Genomic DNA, 17711 nt, shown 5'->3' with positions numbered 1-17711 from the left:
GGGATCTTGAGGTCGCGGGCTCAGAACAGCTCGACCGAGCCGGCGTCCATCTCGTCCTGCGTGACCGGGTTCGGTCGCTGCGGCGCGGGGGTGACGGCGGCTTCGCCGTCCTCGTCGGCCCCGAAGGCGCGGGCGGCCAGCTGGTCGGCACAGCTGCGCACGCGCTGCTGGGTGTGGCGCAGCAGCTGGCTGGCCATGTCCTCGAACTGCAGGGCGACCACGCTGTCGGTCAGCGTCTCGCGCAGGGCCTGCACAGCGGCCGGCGAGCGGCTCGGGTCGACGCTGTCGAGCGCGCGATGGGCGGCGCCGAAGCCGCCGAGCAGCAGCGCACAGCTCTCGCTCAGCAGGGTCTGCAGGCGGTCCAGGTCGTGACCGACGGCCAGCAGGTGGTCCTGCAGCTCGGCCACGGCCAGCACCGGCAGCTCGACGGTGGGATCGGGGGAACTCGACATGGCGCGGATGCGGGTTCGGATTCAGGGCCGCTGCAGCGCAGCGGGGAGGCCGGCGCGACGGTGGAGGCGGCCCGCGGGGCCGCGCAGGGTCCGCCGCGCTTCAGGGTCATTCTTCGCCGCAGGCCCCGGCCCCGGTGCGCCGAAGATGCGCGGGAAAGCCGCGCTGTTTCCGGCCTGTCGGCCCGGGCCGGCCCGCACACCGGCCCGGCCGGGAGGGCTGGCCGGCGGCCCTGGGGCACACTTCGCGTCCGGCCCCGCCTTCCGCCGCCGTCCCGCCCATGCCTGCCGTCGACCTCAAGTCCCTGAACCGCCCGCTGCGCCTGCTGCATCTGGAGGATTCGGCCTTCGACCACGAGATCCTGCTGGCCCATCTGCGCGCCGGCGGGCTGGACGCCGAGGTCGAGCGCATCGAGACCGAGGCCGCGCTGCGCGCAGCGCTGGCCCAGGCCTGGGATCTGGTGGTTTCCGATTTCGCGCTGCCGGGCTTCTCGGGCCTGCAGGCCCTGGAGATCGTGCGCGCGCGCGACCCGCTGCTGCCCTTCGTGCTGATCTCCGGCACCATCGGCGAGGACATGGCCGTGCAGGCCATGCGCCGCGGCGCCAGCGACTACCTGCTCAAGCAGAACCTGGTGCGCCTGGTGCCGGCGCTGCAGCATGCGGTGGAGGCTTCGCGCAGCCGCCGCGACCAGCGTGCGGCCCGCGAGGCCCTGGCGGCCAGCGAGGCCCGGCTGCGCGAGCTGACCCAGCACCTGCAGGCCAGCGTCGAGGCGGAGCGGGCCGCCATCGCGCGCGAGATCCACGACGATGTCGGCGGCTCGCTCACCGCCCTGAAGTTCGACCTGGCCTGGATCGAGCGTCACAGCGGGGTGCCGGCCGTCGGCCAGCGGGCGCGCGAGGCGCTCGACACCGTGGCCCACGCCATCGAGGCCAGCCAGCGCATCATGCACAACCTGCGGCCGGCCATCCTGGAGCAGGGCCTGGTCGCCGCCCTGCAGTGGATGACCCAGCGCTTCGAGAAGCGCAGCGGCCTGGAGACGCGCTTCACCCACAGCCCGGCCGAGTTGCCGGCGCTGCCGCCGGGCCTGGCCCTGATCGCCTACCGCACCGCGCAGGAGGCGCTGACCAATGTCAGCAAGCATGCCCAGGCCCGCCGCGTGAAGCTGGACCTGACCCTCGCCGCCGGCGTGCTCTCGCTGGAGGTCAGCGACGACGGCCGCGGCCTGACGGCGCAGGATCTGGCCAAGGCGCGCAGCTTCGGCCTGCGCGGCCTGCGCGAGCGTGCGGCCACCGTGGGCGGCTGGGTCGATCTCAGCAGCGGCGAGCGCGGCACCAGCCTGATCCTGTCGCTGCCCATGGACGGCCGGCCGCCGCAGGACGAGCACGAGGAGGGCGGCCGCAATGCCGACGATCCGACCACCTGGGGAGTCGATCCTTGATCCGCGTCATCCTCTGCGATGACCACGCGCTGATCCGGCGTGGCATCCGCGACACCCTGACCGACGCCCCCGACATCGAGGTCGTCGGCGAGGCCGGCGACTACGGCGAGCTGCGCAGCCTGATGCGCGACACCCGCTGCGACGTGCTGGTGCTCGACATCAACCTGCCCGGCCGCAGCGGCCTGGACGTGATGCATGTGCTCAAGGACGAGGGCAGCCCGGTGCGCGTGCTCGTCGTCAGCATGTACCCCGAGGACCAGTACGCGATCCGTGCGCTCAAGGCCGGCGCGCACGGCTATGTGAACAAGGGCAGCGACACCGCCCAGCTCGTCGAGGCGGTGCGCATCGTCGCCCAGGGCCGCAAGTACATCACCCCCGAGATCGCGCAGATGCTGGCCGAGAGCCTGAGCCAGCCCCAGGCCGAGGTGCTGCACGAGCGCCTGTCTGACCGCGAGCTCCAGACCTTGACGCTGATCGCCAGCGGCAAGCGCCTGTCGGACATCGCGCAGGAGCTGACCCTCAGCCCCAAGACCGTCAGCGTCTACCGCGCGCGGGTGCTGGAGAAGCTGGGCCTGTCGAACAACTCGGAGCTGACGGTCTACGCGATCCGCAACGGCCTGGTCTGAGCGCGGACCGCCGGCGTTTCACAGCGGCGTGATGCCGGGCAGGCTGCGCGCCGAGGTCTCGCGCATCAGCTGCAGGAAGTCCTGTGCGTAGGCGCGGCGGGCCAGGGCCTCGGGCAGGGCCGCCCACAGCCGGCCGTGCAGGCCCTGCGGCCCGATCGGCCGGCTGGCCACGTAGTTGCGGGCCAGGTAGCTGTGCAGGGCCCAGGCGGGCAGGGCGGCCAGGCCGCGGCCGCTTGCGACCAGCTGCAGCATGGCCGCCGTCAGCTCGGTGCTGCGGCGCGGCGGCTGCACGCCGGCAGGCGCCAGCACCTGGCGGATCAGATCCAGCTGTTCGTCGGGCACCGGGTAGGTGATCAGGGCCTGGCCGGCAAAGTCCTCGGCGCTCAGCCAGGGCCGGGCCAAGAGCGGGTGCGCGCGCGGCAGCACGGCCAGGATCTCGAAGCCGAACAGCGGCTGGAGCAGCACGCCGCCCGGACAGTCGCTGTCGTCGCTGACGATGGCCAGGTCGGCCCGGTCCTGCAGCAGCAGGCCGATCGGGTCGGCGTGGAAGCCGGAGACGATGTCCAGCTCCACCTCGGGCCAGCGCTCGCGCAGGGCATCCATGGCGGGCATCAGCCAGTCGAAGCAGGTGTGGCATTCCACCGCCAGGCGCAGGCTGCCGCGTGCGCCGGCGGCCAGACGGCTGAGGTCGCGTGCGGCCTCGGCCACCTGCGGCAGCACCGCCTCGGCCAGCTGCAGCAGGCGCTGGCCGGCGGCGCTGAACCGCAGCGGCTGCGACTTGCGCTCGAAGAGCGCACTGCCGAGCAGATCCTCCAGGCCCTTGAGCTGGTGCGACAGCGCCGACTGGGTGATGTTCAGGGCCAGGGCGGCCCGGGTCAGGCTGCCGCTCTCACGCAGGGCCTGGAGGGTGCGCAGGTGGCGCAGCTCGATGGGGTTGGCAGCGGACATGAGTCGCTCTCATGCTGAGTGGCAATATTTATCGCTTGATCCGAGGGTTCGGGCCGGGAATGATCAAACCATTCATCACAACCAAGGATTGAAGTGATTTTCTCTCATGTTCTCGGCGTTCCGCGCATCGGTCTGAACCGTGAGCTGAAGTTCGCGCTGGAACGCCACTGGCGTGGCGAGATCGACGAGCCGGCGCTGGAGGCCCTGGGTCGCCGCCTGCGGGCGGAGCGCTGGGCCGAGCAGCGCGCGGCCGGCCTGGATTACGTCACCGTCGGCGATTTCGCCTGGTACGACCATGTCGCGCAGCATGTGCTGATGCTGGGCTGCGAGCCCGCGCGCATGGGCTTCGGCCCACAGGACAGCGAACTGGCACGCCACTTCCGCCTCGGCCGCGGCCAGGCGGCGCGGCCGGCCGATGGCGCCGGCCAGGCGGCAGCGGCGGGTCACCCGGCCCTGGAGATGACCAAGTGGTTCGACACCAACTACCACTACCTGGTCCCCGAGTTCGGGCCCGACACCGCCTTCCGCCTGGCCTCGCACCGTCTGCTCGACGAAGTCCGCGAGGCCCAGGCCCTGGGTCATCCGGTCAAGCCGGTGCTGCTGGGGCCGCTGAGCTTCCTGTGGCTCGGCAAGGGCCAGGCGGCCGGCTTCGACCGCCTGAGCCTGCTCGACCGCCTGCTGCCGGTCTATCTGGAGCTGCTGACCCGCCTCGGCGCGCTGGGCCTGAACTGGGTCCAGATCGACGAGCCCATCCTCGGCCTGGAGCTGCCCGCAGCCTGGCGCGAGGCCTTCCCGCGGGCCTATGCCAGGCTGCAGCCGGCGCAGATGGCCCTGATGCTCTGCAGCTACTTCGCCCCGCTGGGCGATCGACTTGCCCTGGCCTGCAGCCTGCCGGTGGCCGGCCTGCACGTCGACGGCGTGCGTGCGCCGCAGGAGCTGGAGGCGGTGGCCGCCCTGCTGCCGCAGGAGCGCGAGCTGTCGGTCGGCCTGATCGACGGTCGCAACATCTGGCGCAGCGACCTCGACCAGCTCTTGCCGCGTCTGCGCACGCTGCACCGCCTGCGCCAGGGGCGTTTGTGGCTGGCGCCCTCATGCTCGCTGCTGCATGTGCCGCTGAGCCTGTCGGACGACGCCCAGGTCGATGCCGGCGTGCGGCCCTGGCTGGCGGGGGCGCAGGAGAAGCTCGACGAGCTGCGCCTGCTGAAGACGGCGCTCTGCCAGGGCGAGCAGGCGGTGGCCGGTGCCTGGGCCGCGTCTCGCGCGGCCTGCGCGGCGCGCCGTGCCGATCCGCGCCTGCGCCGTCCTGCGGTGGCGGCCCGGCTGGCCGCCCTGCAGCCCGCCGATGAGGCCCGCCACCGGCCCCATGCCGAGCGTGCGGCGATGCAGCAGGCCCGGCTCGGCCTGCCGCTGCTGCCGACGACGACGATCGGTTCCTTCCCGCAGACGGCCGAGATCCGCGCGGCCCGCGCCGCCCGACGCGCCGGCACGCTCGATGCGGCGGGCTACGAAGCCCTGCTGCGGCAGATCCTGGCCGACACCCTGCAGCGCCAGGACGCGCTGGGCCTGGACGTGCTCGTGCATGGCGAGGCCGAGCGCAACGACATGGTCGAGTTCTTCGGCGAGCAGCTTGCGGGCTACACCTTCAGCGCGAAGGGCTGGGTGCAGTCCTACGGCTCGCGCTGCGTGAAGCCGCCCATCCTCTACGGGGACGTGGAACGGCCGCAGGCGATGACGGTGGCCTGGGCCAGCCAGGCTCAGGCCCTGAGCCGCAAGCCGGTCAAGGGCATGCTCACCGGGCCGGTGACGATGCTGCAGTGGTCCTTCGTCCGCGACGACCAGCCGCGCGAGACCACCGCCCTGCAGCTGGCCCTGGCGCTCCGCGACGAGGTGCGCGACCTGGAGGCCGCAGGCATCGCGATCATCCAGATCGACGAGCCCGCACTGCGCGAAGGCCTGCCGCTGCCGCGCAGCGCCTGGGACGACTACCTCCGCTGGGCGACCCGGGCCTTCCGCCTCACGGCCGGCGGCGTCGGCGACGCCACGCAGATCCACACCCACATGTGTTACGCCGAGTTCAGCGACATCCTCGACAGCATCGTTGCCCTCGATGCCGACGTGATCACGCTGGAGACCAGCCGTTCGGGCATGACCCTGCTCGACGACTTCGGCGGATCGGCCTACCCGAACGACATCGGCCCCGGCGTCTACGACATCCACTCGCCGCGGGTGCCGGCACGCGAGGAGGTGCTGCACCTGCTGCGTCGTGCCCTGGCGGTGATTCCGCCGCAGCGCCTCTGGGTCAATCCGGACTGCGGTCTGAAGACCCGGGGCTGGCCCGAGACCGAGGCGGCCTTGCGGGTGATGGTCGAGGCGGCCCGCACGCTGCGCGCGGAGCTCGGCGCGGCCTGAAGGGCCGCGCCGGCGGGCCGGTTCAGTGCATCAGCGCCGGCCGGCCGCCGAGGGTGGCGTTCAGGTCGTCCAGCCAGGGCTCGGCCAGGCTGCGGATCTGGGCGTCGTTGACCAGGATGCGCTGCATGATGCGGTGCTTGAGCTGGCGCTCCTCGCGGCCCAGGTCGCTCTGGCCGGCGGCATGCTTGAGCTGGGAGATCAGCAGGCCGCAGGCGCCTTCCAGGCGCACGACGCCGTCCCAGTCGCCGTCCCGGGCGGCATCCAGCATGCGCTGGCTGGCCTTCTCCAGGGCCTGGTAGTAGGGCAGCAGGGGAGTCGGGGGCATGGTGGCGGTCTCCGGGACGCGGAAGGGTGCGGTGGGGCGGGCCATGGGCTCAGCGTCCCGGCCTGGCGGTGACCTGCGGCTGGATCGTGCCCCAGGCCTCGCGCAGCGGCTGGATCAGGCGCACGCATTCATCGAGGAGGGATTCGTCGTTGCGCAGATTGGCTTCCAGCAGGCGGTGAGCCAGGTAGCCGTAGAGCCCGTCGAGCCGGGTGGCCAGCTCGCCGCCGGCCTGGCGGTCCAGCGCACTGCGCAGGCCTTCTTCCAGGATGCGGATGCCACGGGTCAGCGCGGCGCCCTTCTCCGCGATCTCGCCCTGGCGCATCGCGCCGCGGGCGCGGTGGATGCTGTCGAGCAGGCCGTTGAACAGCATCGCGACCAGCTGGTGCGGATTGGCGGTGTCGACCTCGGTCTCGACGCCGACCTGGCGGTAGGCGTTGGCAAGGCCGGCGCTGCGGCGCGGTGCGAAGGGGCTGGCGAAGGCGTGCATGGTGTGGGGCGCTGGGTTCAGGATCGCGGGGCCAATGACTGGCTATCGGTCTGCGGGCTGCCGGGCTTGAGTCGCGGAAAGCCCGAATAGCGGGGTGCCGCAGCCGCTGATGGCGGGCTGTCCGGCGGCATCAGCCGCTGGAGCTCTTGTTCAGTGCGGTGATCTGCTGCGTGACGTAGCTGGACAGGCCATTGAGCTGGCTCATGCTGGCATCCAGCGCCTGGTACTGCCGCAGCAGGCGGGCCTGGATCTGGCTGACCCGGGTCTCCAGGCGGTCCTGCTCGTCGCCATTGCGGTTCAGGCGCGAGCGCAGGCCGTCGCTGCGGGCGCTGAGCTGGCCGTCGTAGCCGGTCAGGCTGTCGGCCAGCTTGCGCATGCGCAGGGCCAGGCCCTGGCTGGCGCTGTCGCCGCTGCTGCCGCTCGCCCCGAAGAGCTTGGCCAGCTCGGCCGGCTGGGCCAGCGCGGTGTCGAGCTTCGCGTTGTCGAGCTTGATCGTGCCGTCCTTCTGCACGTCGAAGCCCAGGTCGGCCAGGCGACCGAAACGGGCCGAGGCGCTGCTGCTCTCGCGCAGCATGCCGCGCATCCGGCTCAGCACGCCGACGGCGGTGCTGTCGCCCTGCAGCGTGCCGGCGGTGCTGGTGCTGTCGTCGTAGCGGGTCTGCGTGCGCAGGTAGTTGTTCAGGGCGTTGTAGGCGTCGGCGAAGGCCTGCACCGCCGCCTTCTGGCTGCTGCTGTCGCTGCTGACGCTGATCTCGGCCGGCGTGCTGGTGACGGCCTGCAGGTTCAGGCTCAGGCCGGGGATGGCGCCGTCGAGCTGGTTGCTGGCCGATTCCACCGCCAGGCCGTTGACGGTGGCCCGGGCATTGGCGGCCGCCTGGGTCTCCACCATGCCGCCGGGGTAGCCCAGGCTGGCGAAGGGGCCGCTGGCCGCGCCGCCGGACAGGTCGGTCGCGCTGAGGGTCATGGCCTGGGCGAGGCCGCTCTGGCGGCTGGTCAGGGTCAGGCGGGCGCCGTTCACGTCGCTGACGATGGCCGCGCTCACGCCGGCGGCGCTGGCATTGATGGCGTCGCGGATGTCGGCCAGCGTGGTGTCGGCCTCGCTGAAGCTGAGCGTGGTCGTGCTGCCGCCGACGGTCAGCGCGAGCTGGCCGCTGCCCATCACCGCCTCGGCGCTGGCCTGGGCCGGCGAGGCCAGGCTGTGCGCACGCGCGAGCTGCTGCACGCTGACCGTGTAGCTGCCGGCTGCCGCACTGCCGCTGCCGCTGACCTTCAGGGCCGTGCTGTCGCTGCTGGCGCTGCTCTGCTGCCACAGGCTCGAACCGGCCAGCTTGGCCGAGGCATCGCGCAGCGTGTTGGTCAGGCTGGTGATCTGGCCGTAGGCCGAGATCTTGGTCTGGATCCCCTTGGCCGCGGTCTGCAGCTGGGTGATGGGCTGGCGCTCGAGCGCGACCAGCTGGTTGACGATGGAGCTGACGTCGAGCCCGCTGCCCAGGCCGGTGGAGGAAACGGTCGCCATGGTGGAATTCCTTGGGGGTGTCGCAGGGGCATCGGCCGAACCGGCGCCGACTTGAGACAAGGCCCGGCGCGCCGGCCGCATGCGGCCAGCGGGCCGGGCCCGGGCGTGTCAGGAGAGGGGTGCGGCCGCGCGCGGGGCGCGGTCCGGCGTCAGCCCTGCAGCAGCTTGAGCACCTGCTGCGGCAGCTGGTTGGCCTGGGCGACCATGGCGGTGCCGGCCTGCTGCAGGATCTGCGCCTTCGAGAGGTTGGCGGTCTCGGCCGCGAAGTCGGCGTCCATGATCCGGCCGCGTGCGGCCGAGGTGTTCTCGACGCTGATCTGCAGCTGCGACACCACGGTCTCGAAGCGGCTCTGGATCGCGCCGGACTGCGCGCGCGCGGTGTTGACGATGTCGAGGTCGGCGTCCAGGTCCGCGATCACCGCGCTGGCGGCTCCGGCGGTGCTGATGTCGGCGGCTGCGTAGGCAGTCAGCGCCGTCATGTCGAAGTCGGTCGTCGCCGTCAGGGTGTCGGTGCCATCGGCGCCGATCTGGAAGTCGGTGCTGGTGAAGCTGCCGTCCAGCAGGTTGATGCCGTTGAACTTGGCGTTGTCGGCGACGCGGGCGATTTCCTCGACCAGTTGATCGGCCTCGGATTGCAGGTTGGCACGGTCGGCGTCGCTGATCGAGCCGTTGGCCGATTGCACGGCCAGCTCGCGGATGCGCTGCAGGTTCTCGCCGATCTTGCCCATCGCGCCTTCGGCCGTCTGGAACAGCGAGATGCCGTCGTTCGCATTGCGGACCGCCACGTTCATGCCGCGGACCTGGGCGTTCATGCGCTCGGCGATGGCCAGACCGGCGGCGTCGTCCTTCGCGCTGTTCACCCGCAGGCCGGAGGACAGGCGCTGCATCGAGGTGGAGAGCGTGGACTGCGATGCGTTCAGATTGCGTTGCGCATTGAGCGACATCGTGTTGGTGTTGATGGTCTGGGGCACGGCAGCACTCCTAAGGGGTCACGTGGTGCGCCGGACGGGAGGATGCCGGCGGAGAACGCGTCGCAGGAACGCGGTGAGCTCATTCTTCGGCCGCAGCCGCCCCGGGCATGCCATGAAAAACGGCGGATTCGGCGGCCTTCTCGGGGCCGGCGAATCCGCCGTCGGGCCCGGCGCAGGGCCGGGCCGGGGGAGGGGGCCGGCCGGCGGACGCTGCGTCCGCCGGCCGACGGCTCAGTGCCGGCCGGGCGCCTGGCCCGGGGCCTGCAGGGCCAGGACCTGCGGCGCCGCCGGCGCCTGCGGGGCCGCGGCCGGGGCGCGCAGGGCCGGCGGCTGCGCGGTCGGCAGGCTGGCGTGGCCGCCCCCGGCGGCCGGCAGCAACGGCACGATCAGCAGGGCGACGATGTTGATGATCTTGATCAGGGGGTTCACCGCCGGGCCGGCCGTGTCCTTGTAGGGGTCGCCGACCGTGTCGCCGGTCACGGCGGCCTTGTGCGCGTCGCTGCCCTTGCCGCCGTGGTGGCCGTCCTCGATGTACTTCTTCGCGTTGTCCCAGGCCCCGCCGCCGGTGCACATGCTGATCGCGACGAAGAGGCCGGTGACGATGGTGCCCATCAGCAGGCCGCCGAGCGCCTCGGCGCCGAGCAGCAGACCGACCAGGATGGGCACGACCACCGGCAGCAGCGAGGGGATCATCATTTCCCTGATTGCCGCGCCGGTGAGCATGTCGACGGCCCGGCCGTACTCGGGCTTGCCGCTGCCGTCCATGATGCCCTTGATGTCGCGGAACTGGCGCCGCACTTCCTCGACCACTGCACCGGCCGCGCGGCCCACCGCTTCCATCGCCATGGCGCCGAAGAGGTAGGGAATCAGGCCGCCAATGAAGAGGCCGACGATCACCTTGGGGTTGCTCAGGTCGAAGCTCGCGGCGATGCCGCGCGCCTCCAGCGAGTGCGTGTAGTCGGCGAACAGCACCAGCGCGGCCAGGCCGGCCGAGCCGATCGCATAGCCCTTGGTCACCGCCTTGGTGGTGTTGCCCACGGCATCGAGCGGGTCGGTCACGTCGCGCACGCTGTCGGGCAGCTCGGCCATCTCGGCGATGCCGCCGGCGTTGTCGGTGATCGGGCCGTAGGCGTCGAGCGCCACGACGATGCCGGCCATCGACAGCATCGAGGTGGCGGCGATCGCGATGCCGTAGAGCCCCGCCAAGCCGTAGGCCGCCAGGATGGCGACGCATACGAAGAGCACCGGCCAGGCCGTGCTCTTCATGCTGATGCCGATGCCGGCGATGATGTTGGTGGCATGGCCGGTGGTCGAGGCCTGGGCCACATGCTGCACCGGCTTGTACTGGGTGCCGGTGTAGTACTCGGTGATCCAGACCAGCGCCGCCGTCAGCACCAGGCCGACCGCGCAGGCGCCCCAGAGCCGCAGGTGGGTGCCCTCACCGAGGGCATCGGCCGGCATGGCCATCACGGTCACGCCGTAGAACAGCAGCAGCGACAGCAGGCCGGCGACCGCCAGGCCCTTGTAGAGCGCCGGCATCACATTCTTCATGCCCGGGCTGGCCTTGACCGCGTAGGTGCCGGCGATCGAGGCCAGGATGGACACACCGCCCAGCAGCAGCGGGTAGAGCGCGGCCTGCAGCGGCGCGGCCGTGACCAGCAGTGCACCGAGCGCCAGGGTGGCGATCAGGGTGACGGCATAGGTCTCGAACAGGTCGGCCGCCATGCCGGCGCAGTCGCCGACGTTGTCGCCCACGTTGTCGGCGATCACCGCCGGGTTGCGCGGGTCGTCCTCGGGGATGCCGGCCTCGACCTTGCCCACCAGGTCCGCGCCGACGTCGGCGCCCTTGGTGAAGATGCCGCCCCCCAGGCGCGCGAAGATCGAGATCAGGGAGGAGCCGAAGGCAAAGCCCAGCAACGGCTTGAGCACGGCCGACAGGCTCTTGTCCGGGGTCAGCGCGCCATTGCCGGTCAGCAGCCAGAAGAAACCGCCCACGCCCAGCAGGCCCAGGCCGACGACCAGCATGCCGGTGATCGCGCCGCCCTTGAAGGCCACGTCCAGCGCCGGGCCGATGCCCTTGACCGCGGCCTGCGCGGTGCGGACGTTGGCCCGCACCGAGATGTTCATGCCGATGAAGCCGCAGGCGCCCGAGAGCAGCGCGCCCACGACGAAGCCCACCGCGCTCATCGTGTCGAGGAAGACGGCGATCAGCACCGCGAGGACGAGCCCCACCAGGGCAATCGTGCGGTACTGCCGTCCCAGGTAGGCCGCGGCCCCCTGCTGGATGGCCGCGGCGATCTCCTGCATGCGGGCGTTGCCCGCGTCCTGGCGCAGGATCCAACTGCGCTGGATGAAGCCATAGAGCACTGCGGCAAGCCCGCAGACCATCACGAACCCAAGCGAACCGGAACTGGACATGAACGTGTCTCCTTCCTCGTTATCGATGTGGTGTGACGCGCTGCGCGGCAACCTGCAAGCCTGGGCAGGGGTCGCGGGCAATGTAGGGGACGCACCGGAGAGGGGCAACGCGGGTCCGCCCTGGGTCAGTCCACCGCAAGCCCGGCCCCTAGAATCCGCAACAACCCGTAGTTGTCCCTTCCCTCCCACGCATCAGCGAGCCCGCATGAGCCTGAACAACGTGACCCCCGGCGCCAAGGCGCCCGAGCAATTCAACGTGGTCATCGAGATCCCGATGAACGCGGACCCGATCAAGTACGAGGTGGACAAGGAAACCGGCGCGATCTTCGTCGACCGGTTCATGACCACCGCGATGCACTACCCCTGCAACTACGGCTACATCCCGCAGACCCTGTCGGACGACGGCGACCCGGTCGACGTGCTGGTGATCACCCCCTACCCGCTGACCCCGGGCGTGGTCGTGACCTGCCGCCCGATCGGCGTGCTGCAGATGGACGACGAAGCCGGCGGCGACGCCAAGCTGCTGGCCGTGCCCATCGACAAGATCCTGCCGATCTACACCCACTGGCAGAAGCCGGAAGACATCAACCAGATGCGCCTGAAGGCCATCCAGCATTTCTTCGAGCACTACAAGGACCTGGAAGCCGGCAAGTGGGTCAAGGTCAAGGGCTGGGAAGGCCCGGAGGCCGCCAAGGCCGAGATCGTCTCGGGCATCGCGCGCTACGCCGAAACCTCGAACAAGTAATCCGTGGACAGGCTGCGGCCCGGGGCGCAAGGCCCCGCGCGCCGCGCGCAGGGAACCGCTGGCTAGACTGCCGGATCGCAGGGCGCCCCGCCCTGACGCTGACGAGCCTCTGCCCATGAGCCTGAGCCTGTTCCGGATCGACCCCCTGCGGCGCCTCCTGGGCGCCGCTTTGCTTTGCTGCGCCGCCCTGGCGGGTGCCGCTTCGGCCGCCCCCACCGCGCCGGCGCCGCTCCCGCTGCCGCGCGGGCTGAGCCTCGGTGCCGCGGTCGAGGGCATCACCGAGTACCGCCTGGCCAACGGACTGCAGGTGCTGCTGGTGCCCGATGCCTCCAAGCCCACGACCACGGTCAACCTGACCTACCGCGTCGGCTCGCGGCACGAGAACTACGGCGAGACCGGCATGGCCCACCTGCTGGAGCACCTGATCTTCAAGGGCACGCCGAAGAACCCCAATGTCTGGGCCGAGTTCAGCCAGCGCGGCCTGCGCGCCAACGGCACCACCTGGTTCGACCGCACCAACTACTTCGCCAGCTTCGCGGCCAACGAGGCGAATCTGCAGTGGTTCCTGTCCTGGCATGCCGATGCCATGGTCAACAGCTTCATCGCGAAGAAGGACCTCGACACCGAGATGACGGTGGTCCGCAACGAGATGGAGTCGGGCGAGAACAGCCCCGGCCGCATCCTGTACCAGAAGACGCTGTCGGCCATGTACGACTGGCACGCCTACGGCAAGGACACGATCGGCGCGCGGGCCGATGTGGAGAACGTCGACATCGGCCGCCTGCAGGCCTTCTACCGCCGCTACTACCAGCCGGACAACGCCACGCTGATCGTCAGCGGCCAGTTCGATCCGGCCAAGGTGCTGGCCGTGGTGGCGCGCGAGTTCGGCCGCATCCCCAAGCCCCAGCGGGCGCTGCCGCGGCTCTACACCCTCGACGCCGCGCAGGACGGCGAGCGCAGCGTCACGCTGCGCCGCGTCGGCGGCACGCCGCTGCTCTATGCGGCCTACCACCTCCCGCCCGCTGCCCACCCCGACTTCGCCGCCGCCGAACTGCTCAGCCTGGTGCTGGGCGACGGCAGTTCGGGCCGGCTGCAGAAGCAGCTGGTCGAGGCCGGCCTGGCCGCGGCCATCGGCGCCGACACCCTGGCCCTGCACGACCCAGGCGTCGCCATCTTCGTCGCCCAGCCCGGCCCCCAGCACGAGCTGGCCCGCGCCCGCGAGGCCCTGATCGCCACCGTCGAAGGCTTTGCCGCCGAGCCGGTGCGCGAGGAGGAGCTGAACCGCGCCCGCGCCCAGTGGCTCAAGGCCTGGGACCAGACCTTCAGCAATCCGGAGAAGGTCGGCATCGCGCTGTCGGACTCGGTCGCCCAGGGCGACTGGCGGCTCTTCTTCCTGCTGCGTGACCGCGTCGAGCAGGCGAGCGCGGCCGATCTGCAGCGCGTGGCCACCGAGCGCCTGCTGCCCGCCAACCGCACCCTGGCCACCTACCTGCCGACCGAGGCGCCCAAGCGCGCGCCGGCGCCCGCGGCGGTCGACGTGGCCGCGCAGTTCCAGGGCTTCAAGCCGCGTGCGGCCGAGGCCACCGCCGCCGCCTTCGACACCCGCCCCGAGGCCCTGGACCGCGCCACCACCCGGGGTCGCCTGCCCGGCGGCCTGCGCTATGCGCTGCTGCCCAAGCCCACCCGCGGTGCGGCCGTGCAGGCCAGGCTCACCCTGCGCTACGGCACGCTCGACAGCCTGAAGGGCCAGGGCGAGGTGCCGGGCTTCGTCGCGGCCCTGCTCGACAAGGGCACCCCCACCCTCAGCCGCGCCCAGATCCAGGACCGCCTGCTGGCCCTGAAGACCGAGCTGGCGATCAGCGGCCAGGACGGCGCCGTCACCCTGGCCCTGCAGTCCAAGCGCGACACCCTGCCCGAGGCCCTGGCCCTGGTCGGCCAGCTGCTGCGCGAGGCCAGCTTCCCGCCGACCGTGCTGGAGGAGCTGCGCGCCCAGGCCCTGGCGCAGATCGAGAGCCAGCGCCAGGACCCGGAGGCCCGCGTCGAGCAGGCCCTGGCCCGCCACGGCAATCCCTATCCGCGCGACGACCCGCGCCACGCGGCCAGCTTCGACGAGTCGGTCGCCGACCTGCAGGCCCTGAAGGTCGAGGACCTGCGCGCCTTCCATCGCCGCTTCTACGGTGCGAGCCACGGCGAGTTCAGCGCGGTGGGCGACTTCGATCCCGAGGCCGTGCGCAGCGCCCTGGCCCGCGCGCTCGACGGCTGGGCCAGCGCCGAGCCGCAGGCCCGCATCCCGCTGCCGGCCGTGCCGGTGGCGCCGGCCCGGCTGGTCGAGCGCACGCCCGACAAGCAGAACGCGACGCTGTCGGTGCGCCTGTCCGGCCTGGCCCTGACCGACCTGCATGCCGACTACCCGGCCCTGCTGGTCGGCAACCAGATCCTCGGTCTGGGGGGCAGTGCGCGGCTGTGGAAGCGCATCCGCGAGAAAGAGGGCCTGAGCTACAGCGTGGTCAGCTTCTTCCAGTGGAATCCGGTCGATGCCAATGCGAGCTGGAAGGCCGAGGCCATCTTCGCGCCGCAGAACCTGGCCAAGGTCGAGGCCGGTTTCCGCGAAGAAGTCGCCCGCCTGCTGAAGGACGGCATCACCCCGGCGGAGCTGGAGGAGACCCGCAAGGGCCTGCTCGCCGCGCGGGCGCTGCGCCGCGCGCAGGACGCCCAGCTGGCGGCCAGCCTGTCGAGCCAGCTGCTGCTGGAACGCAGCTTCGCCACCGAGGCGGCGGTGGACGCGGCGATTGCCGGGCTCACGGTCGAGCAGGTCAATGCCGCCCTGCGGCGCTGGCTGCAGCCCGAGCGTTTCGTGGTCGCCGTGGGCGGCGATTTCAAGGACTGAGCCCCCCGGCCGTCGCCCCTGAAGGGCGGCCCCGGGCCGGGCGGAGACAATCGCCCGGTTTTCCCCGACCTGGCTTTGCCGTGCTGCCTTCTTCGTCCCCCGCTGAATCGACCCCGTCCCCGAGCCTGTCGCAGGCCGACGCTGCGCGCCCCGAGCCCCAGGGCACGGCCCTGCCCGAGGCCCCGGCCGATGCGGTGGCGCAGCCGACCGAGCCGGCCGACGCAGTCCTTGCCCCCGCCCCGCAGGCCCTGGCCGCTGAGGGCGGCCGCGAGGCACCGGACGCGCCCCCCGAGGCCGCGGCCGCCGATGCGGCAGCTTCTGCCCCCGGCATGAGCCTGGCCGCCTGCGGGGCCGAGCTCGCGGCACGCTTTCCGGCCGTCTTCACGCCCGGCCAGGCCCGGCCGCTGAAGCTGCGCATCCAGGCCGACATCCAGGCCCGCGCGCCGGGCGTCTTCGGCAAGAAGATCCTCTCGGCCTTCCTGCACCGCCACACCACGGCCACGGCTTACCTCAAGGCCCTGGCCAGCCAGCCCGAGCGCATCGACCTCGACGGCCAGCCGGCCAGCCCGGTCGATGCCGAACACCGCGACGCCGCCGCGGCCGAGGTGCAGCGCCGCCGCGCCCGCCGGGCCGAGTCGCGCCCGCCCCTGCCGGGTCGCGCCCCCCGCGCCCCCGAGGCCGGTGCGGCCACCGCGGCGCCGGGCGCCGAGGGCGGCGGCGAGCGCCCCGCCCGTCCGCCCCGCGGCCCGCGCCCCGAAGGCGCCCGCCGAGCCGGTCCGCCGGCCGGCGAGGCCGGACCGCGCCCGCCGCGTGCGCCCCGTGCCGAAGGCGGCCCCCGCCCGCCGCGGGCCGAGGGCGAGCGACGGGGTCCCGGCCGCGAGGCCGCGCCGCGCGGTCCGCGGCCCGAGGGGGATCGCCGGGCGCCCGCCGCCGAAGGCGCCCGCCGCCCGGCGACCGGCGCGCCCCGTCCGCAGGGCGAGACCCGCGGCCCGCGTGCGGATGGCCCCCGTCGCCCGGACGGTGAACGCCGTGCCCCGGCCGACCGGGCCGAGGCCCTGCCGCGCGATCCGGCCCAGCTCGAACGCGCGAACCTGCTGCGCGCCTACGAGACGAGCACCCTGACGCGCGCGAACTTCTGTGCGCTCAAGCGCCTGGACGAGGCCACGCTGGAGGCCCAGCTCGCCCAGGCCCGCAGCGAGCGCGAGGCCCGCGCACCGCGCCGCGGCTGAGATCGGCGCCGGGCCGCCTTCAGTCGGGGGCGGAGGCCGGCCGGCCCTCGGCCAGGGCCTTGAAGACCCGGCGCTCGCTCAGCTCGTCGAGGTAGGCGCTCACGCCCGCGCCCTCGCGCTCGAGGAAGCGGGCGACGGCATCCGCAAAGCCCGGATGCGCCAGCCAGTGCGCGCTGCGCGTGGGCACCGGCAGCAGGCCGCGGGCCATCTTGTGCTCGCCCTGGGCGCCGCCTTCGAAGCGGCGCCAGCCCTCGGCGATGCACCACGCGATCGGCTGGTGGTAGCAGGCCTCGAAGTGCAGGCAGCGCACCGCCTCGGTCGCGCCCCAGTAGCGGCCGTAGGCCACGCGCTGTGCCGGGTCGAGCGCGATCAGCGCGCTCGCCACCCGCGTGCGGCCGCGCCAGGCCCGCACCAGGCGCCAGTGCATGGGCAGGTGGGCGGCCATGCGCGCGAAGAAGTCGCGCGTCAAGTAGGGCCGGCTGTGGTGCTCGGCATAGGTCTGGCTGTAGCAGCGGTAGAAGAAATCCCAGTCGGCGGTGTCCATGTCCGGTCCGGCGACCTGGTCGAGCGTGATGCCGGCCTCGGCCACATAGCGTCGCTCCTGGCCGATCTTGCGGCGCCGGTCGCGGCTGAGGTGGGCCAGGAAGTCGTCGAAGTCGGCGTAGGGCCGGGCTTCGGGCGCGCGGTCGGGCGCGGCATCGCGGTTGTGCCAGTGGAACTGCAGGCCATGGCGGATCAGCCAGCCGGCGGCTTCGGCCGTGGCCTGGTCGGCCGGGTCGATGAAGAGCAGGTGGGCCGAGGAGTGGCCGCCCTCGCGTGCCCGGTCCTCCAGGGCCTGCAGCAGGGCGCGGCGCGCCGCGGCGTGGCGCGCGAGCAGGCGGCTGCCGGGCACCGGCGTGAAGGGCGGCGCGCTCAGCAGCTTGGGGTAGTAGCGCTGGCCGGCGCGTTCCCAGGCCTCGGCCCAGGCCCAGTCGAAGACGTATTCGCCGTAGCTATGGCTCTTCTCGTAGAGCACGCAGCCGGCTTCTAGACGGCCGTCGGCGCGACTCAGGGTCAGGAAGCAGGGCCTCCAGCCGGTCGCCGGAACCGCGCTGCCGCTGGCATGCAAGGCCTCGAGGTAGGCGTGCTTCAGGAAGGGGCTGGGCGTGGGGCTGGCGGCCAGCAAGGCGTCCCAGGCCTCGGCGGGCAGGGTGTCGGGCCGGTCGTGCTCGCGCAGCGTGAGCGGGCCGGGCATGGCGCCTGCATCGTCCGGGGGGGCTTCG

General features: G+C 72.4%; 14 protein-coding genes. 6 read left to right on the top strand and 8 right to left on the bottom strand.

All coding sequences use genetic code 11. From position 1 onward, the window contains the following. Window positions 1-20: 20 nt before the first annotated feature. Window positions 21-452 carry a hypothetical protein gene (locus H4F90_RS06915; RefSeq protein ID WP_182662695.1) on the bottom strand — a complete coding sequence of 144 codons (432 nt, stop codon included), beginning with the start codon at window positions 450-452 and terminating at the stop codon, window positions 21-23. A 278-nt stretch (window positions 453-730) separates the two neighbouring features. Here H4F90_RS06915 and H4F90_RS06910 point away from each other — a divergent pair, with 278 nt between their 5' ends. Both H4F90_RS06910 and H4F90_RS06905 read left to right on the top strand, forming a co-directional pair. Further along, entirely contained in the window at window positions 731-1888 is a 1158-nt protein-coding gene (locus tag H4F90_RS06910; RefSeq protein WP_182662693.1) for a hybrid sensor histidine kinase/response regulator, read from the top strand. Further along, window positions 1885-2514: a response regulator gene (locus H4F90_RS06905; protein ID WP_182662691.1), complete on the top strand. Its 630-nt coding sequence runs from the start codon at window positions 1885-1887 to the stop codon at window positions 2512-2514. The genes H4F90_RS06910 and H4F90_RS06905 overlap by 4 nt, the downstream gene beginning before the upstream one ends. Window positions 2515-2532: 18 nt before the next feature. Here the strand turns inward: H4F90_RS06905 and H4F90_RS06900 are convergent, their stop codons facing one another. Then, complete coding sequence (locus tag H4F90_RS06900; RefSeq protein WP_182662689.1) at window positions 2533-3462, bottom strand: LysR family transcriptional regulator; 930 nt, start codon at window positions 3460-3462, stop codon at window positions 2533-2535. Between the two features lie 93 nt (window positions 3463-3555). Between H4F90_RS06900 and metE the strand changes: the two genes are divergently transcribed. Next, window positions 3556-5871: a 5-methyltetrahydropteroyltriglutamate--homocysteine S-methyltransferase gene (metE, locus tag H4F90_RS06895; protein ID WP_182662686.1), complete on the top strand. Its 2316-nt coding sequence runs from the start codon at window positions 3556-3558 to the stop codon at window positions 5869-5871. A gap of 22 nt (window positions 5872-5893) precedes the next feature. On the opposite strand, the gene H4F90_RS06890 is transcribed toward metE, so the two are convergent. The 5 genes from H4F90_RS06890 to H4F90_RS06870 all read right to left on the bottom strand — a co-directional run bounded on the left by H4F90_RS06890 (window position 5894) and on the right by H4F90_RS06870 (window position 11588). Beyond that, window positions 5894-6196 (bottom strand): flagellar protein FliT, encoded by a 303-nt coding sequence (locus tag H4F90_RS06890; RefSeq protein WP_182662684.1) that lies wholly within the window; start codon window positions 6194-6196, stop codon window positions 5894-5896. Window positions 6197-6245: 49 nt separating this feature from the next. Further along, window positions 6246-6683, bottom strand: a complete 438-nt coding sequence (fliS, locus tag H4F90_RS06885; RefSeq protein WP_182662682.1) for a flagellar export chaperone FliS — start codon at window positions 6681-6683, stop codon at window positions 6246-6248. A 130-nt stretch (window positions 6684-6813) separates the two neighbouring features. Beyond that, on the bottom strand, window positions 6814-8199 hold the full coding sequence (fliD, locus tag H4F90_RS06880) for a flagellar filament capping protein FliD (protein ID WP_182662680.1): 1386 nt from the start codon (window positions 8197-8199) through the stop codon (window positions 6814-6816). 149 nt (window positions 8200-8348) lie between these two features. Beyond that, window positions 8349-9170 carry a flagellin N-terminal helical domain-containing protein gene (locus tag H4F90_RS06875; protein WP_182662678.1) on the bottom strand — a complete coding sequence of 274 codons (822 nt, stop codon included), beginning with the start codon at window positions 9168-9170 and terminating at the stop codon, window positions 8349-8351. A gap of 231 nt (window positions 9171-9401) precedes the next feature. Next, window positions 9402-11588: a sodium-translocating pyrophosphatase gene (locus tag H4F90_RS06870; protein WP_182662676.1), complete on the bottom strand. Its 2187-nt coding sequence runs from the start codon at window positions 11586-11588 to the stop codon at window positions 9402-9404. Window positions 11589-11793: 205 nt separating this feature from the next. Here H4F90_RS06870 and ppa point away from each other — a divergent pair, with 205 nt between their 5' ends. The 3 genes from ppa to H4F90_RS15520 all read left to right on the top strand — a co-directional run bounded on the left by ppa (window position 11794) and on the right by H4F90_RS15520 (window position 16449). Then, window positions 11794-12333: an inorganic diphosphatase gene (gene ppa, locus H4F90_RS06865; protein ID WP_182662673.1), complete on the top strand. Its 540-nt coding sequence runs from the start codon at window positions 11794-11796 to the stop codon at window positions 12331-12333. Between the two features lie 115 nt (window positions 12334-12448). Next, window positions 12449-15220: a M16 family metallopeptidase gene (locus H4F90_RS06860; protein WP_182662671.1), complete on the top strand. Its 2772-nt coding sequence runs from the start codon at window positions 12449-12451 to the stop codon at window positions 15218-15220. Window positions 15221-15300: 80 nt separating this feature from the next. Continuing rightward, window positions 15301-16449, top strand: coding sequence for a ProQ/FINO family protein (locus H4F90_RS15520; protein WP_328700837.1), 1149 nt, complete (start codon window positions 15301-15303; stop codon window positions 16447-16449). Between the two features lie 19 nt (window positions 16450-16468). Here the strand turns inward: H4F90_RS15520 and H4F90_RS06850 are convergent, their stop codons facing one another. Next, entirely contained in the window at window positions 16469-17683 is a 1215-nt protein-coding gene (locus H4F90_RS06850; RefSeq protein ID WP_182662669.1) for a GNAT family N-acetyltransferase, read from the bottom strand. Window positions 17684-17711: the final 28 nt, after the last annotated feature.

Source organism: Aquariibacter albus (assembly GCF_014145335.1).
GTDB classification, from domain to species: domain Bacteria; phylum Pseudomonadota; class Gammaproteobacteria; order Burkholderiales; family Burkholderiaceae_C; genus Aquariibacter; species Aquariibacter albus.
The sequence above is the reverse complement of the archived record's forward strand: the minus strand, read 5'-3'. Positions and strand labels throughout refer to the sequence as shown.

Coding starts and splice junctions, on each gene's coding strand:
- H4F90_RS06915 (WP_182662695.1), bottom strand. CDS start 452: ATGTCGAGTTCCCCCGATCCCACCGTCGAGCTGCCGGTGCTGGCCGTG.
- H4F90_RS06910 (WP_182662693.1), top strand. CDS start 731: ATGCCTGCCGTCGACCTCAAGTCCCTGAACCGCCCGCTGCGCCTGCTG.
- H4F90_RS06900 (WP_182662689.1), bottom strand. CDS start 3,462: ATGTCCGCTGCCAACCCCATCGAGCTGCGCCACCTGCGCACCCTCCAG.
- H4F90_RS06890 (WP_182662684.1), bottom strand. CDS start 6,196: ATGCCCCCGACTCCCCTGCTGCCCTACTACCAGGCCCTGGAGAAGGCC.
- fliS (WP_182662682.1), bottom strand. CDS start 6,683: ATGCACGCCTTCGCCAGCCCCTTCGCACCGCGCCGCAGCGCCGGCCTT.
- fliD (WP_182662680.1), bottom strand. CDS start 8,199: ATGGCGACCGTTTCCTCCACCGGCCTGGGCAGCGGGCTCGACGTCAGC.
- H4F90_RS06870 (WP_182662676.1), bottom strand. CDS start 11,588: ATGTCCAGTTCCGGTTCGCTTGGGTTCGTGATGGTCTGCGGGCTTGCC.
- ppa (WP_182662673.1), top strand. CDS start 11,794: ATGAGCCTGAACAACGTGACCCCCGGCGCCAAGGCGCCCGAGCAATTC.
- H4F90_RS06860 (WP_182662671.1), top strand. CDS start 12,449: ATGAGCCTGAGCCTGTTCCGGATCGACCCCCTGCGGCGCCTCCTGGGC.
- H4F90_RS06850 (WP_182662669.1), bottom strand. CDS start 17,683: ATGCCCGGCCCGCTCACGCTGCGCGAGCACGACCGGCCCGACACCCTG.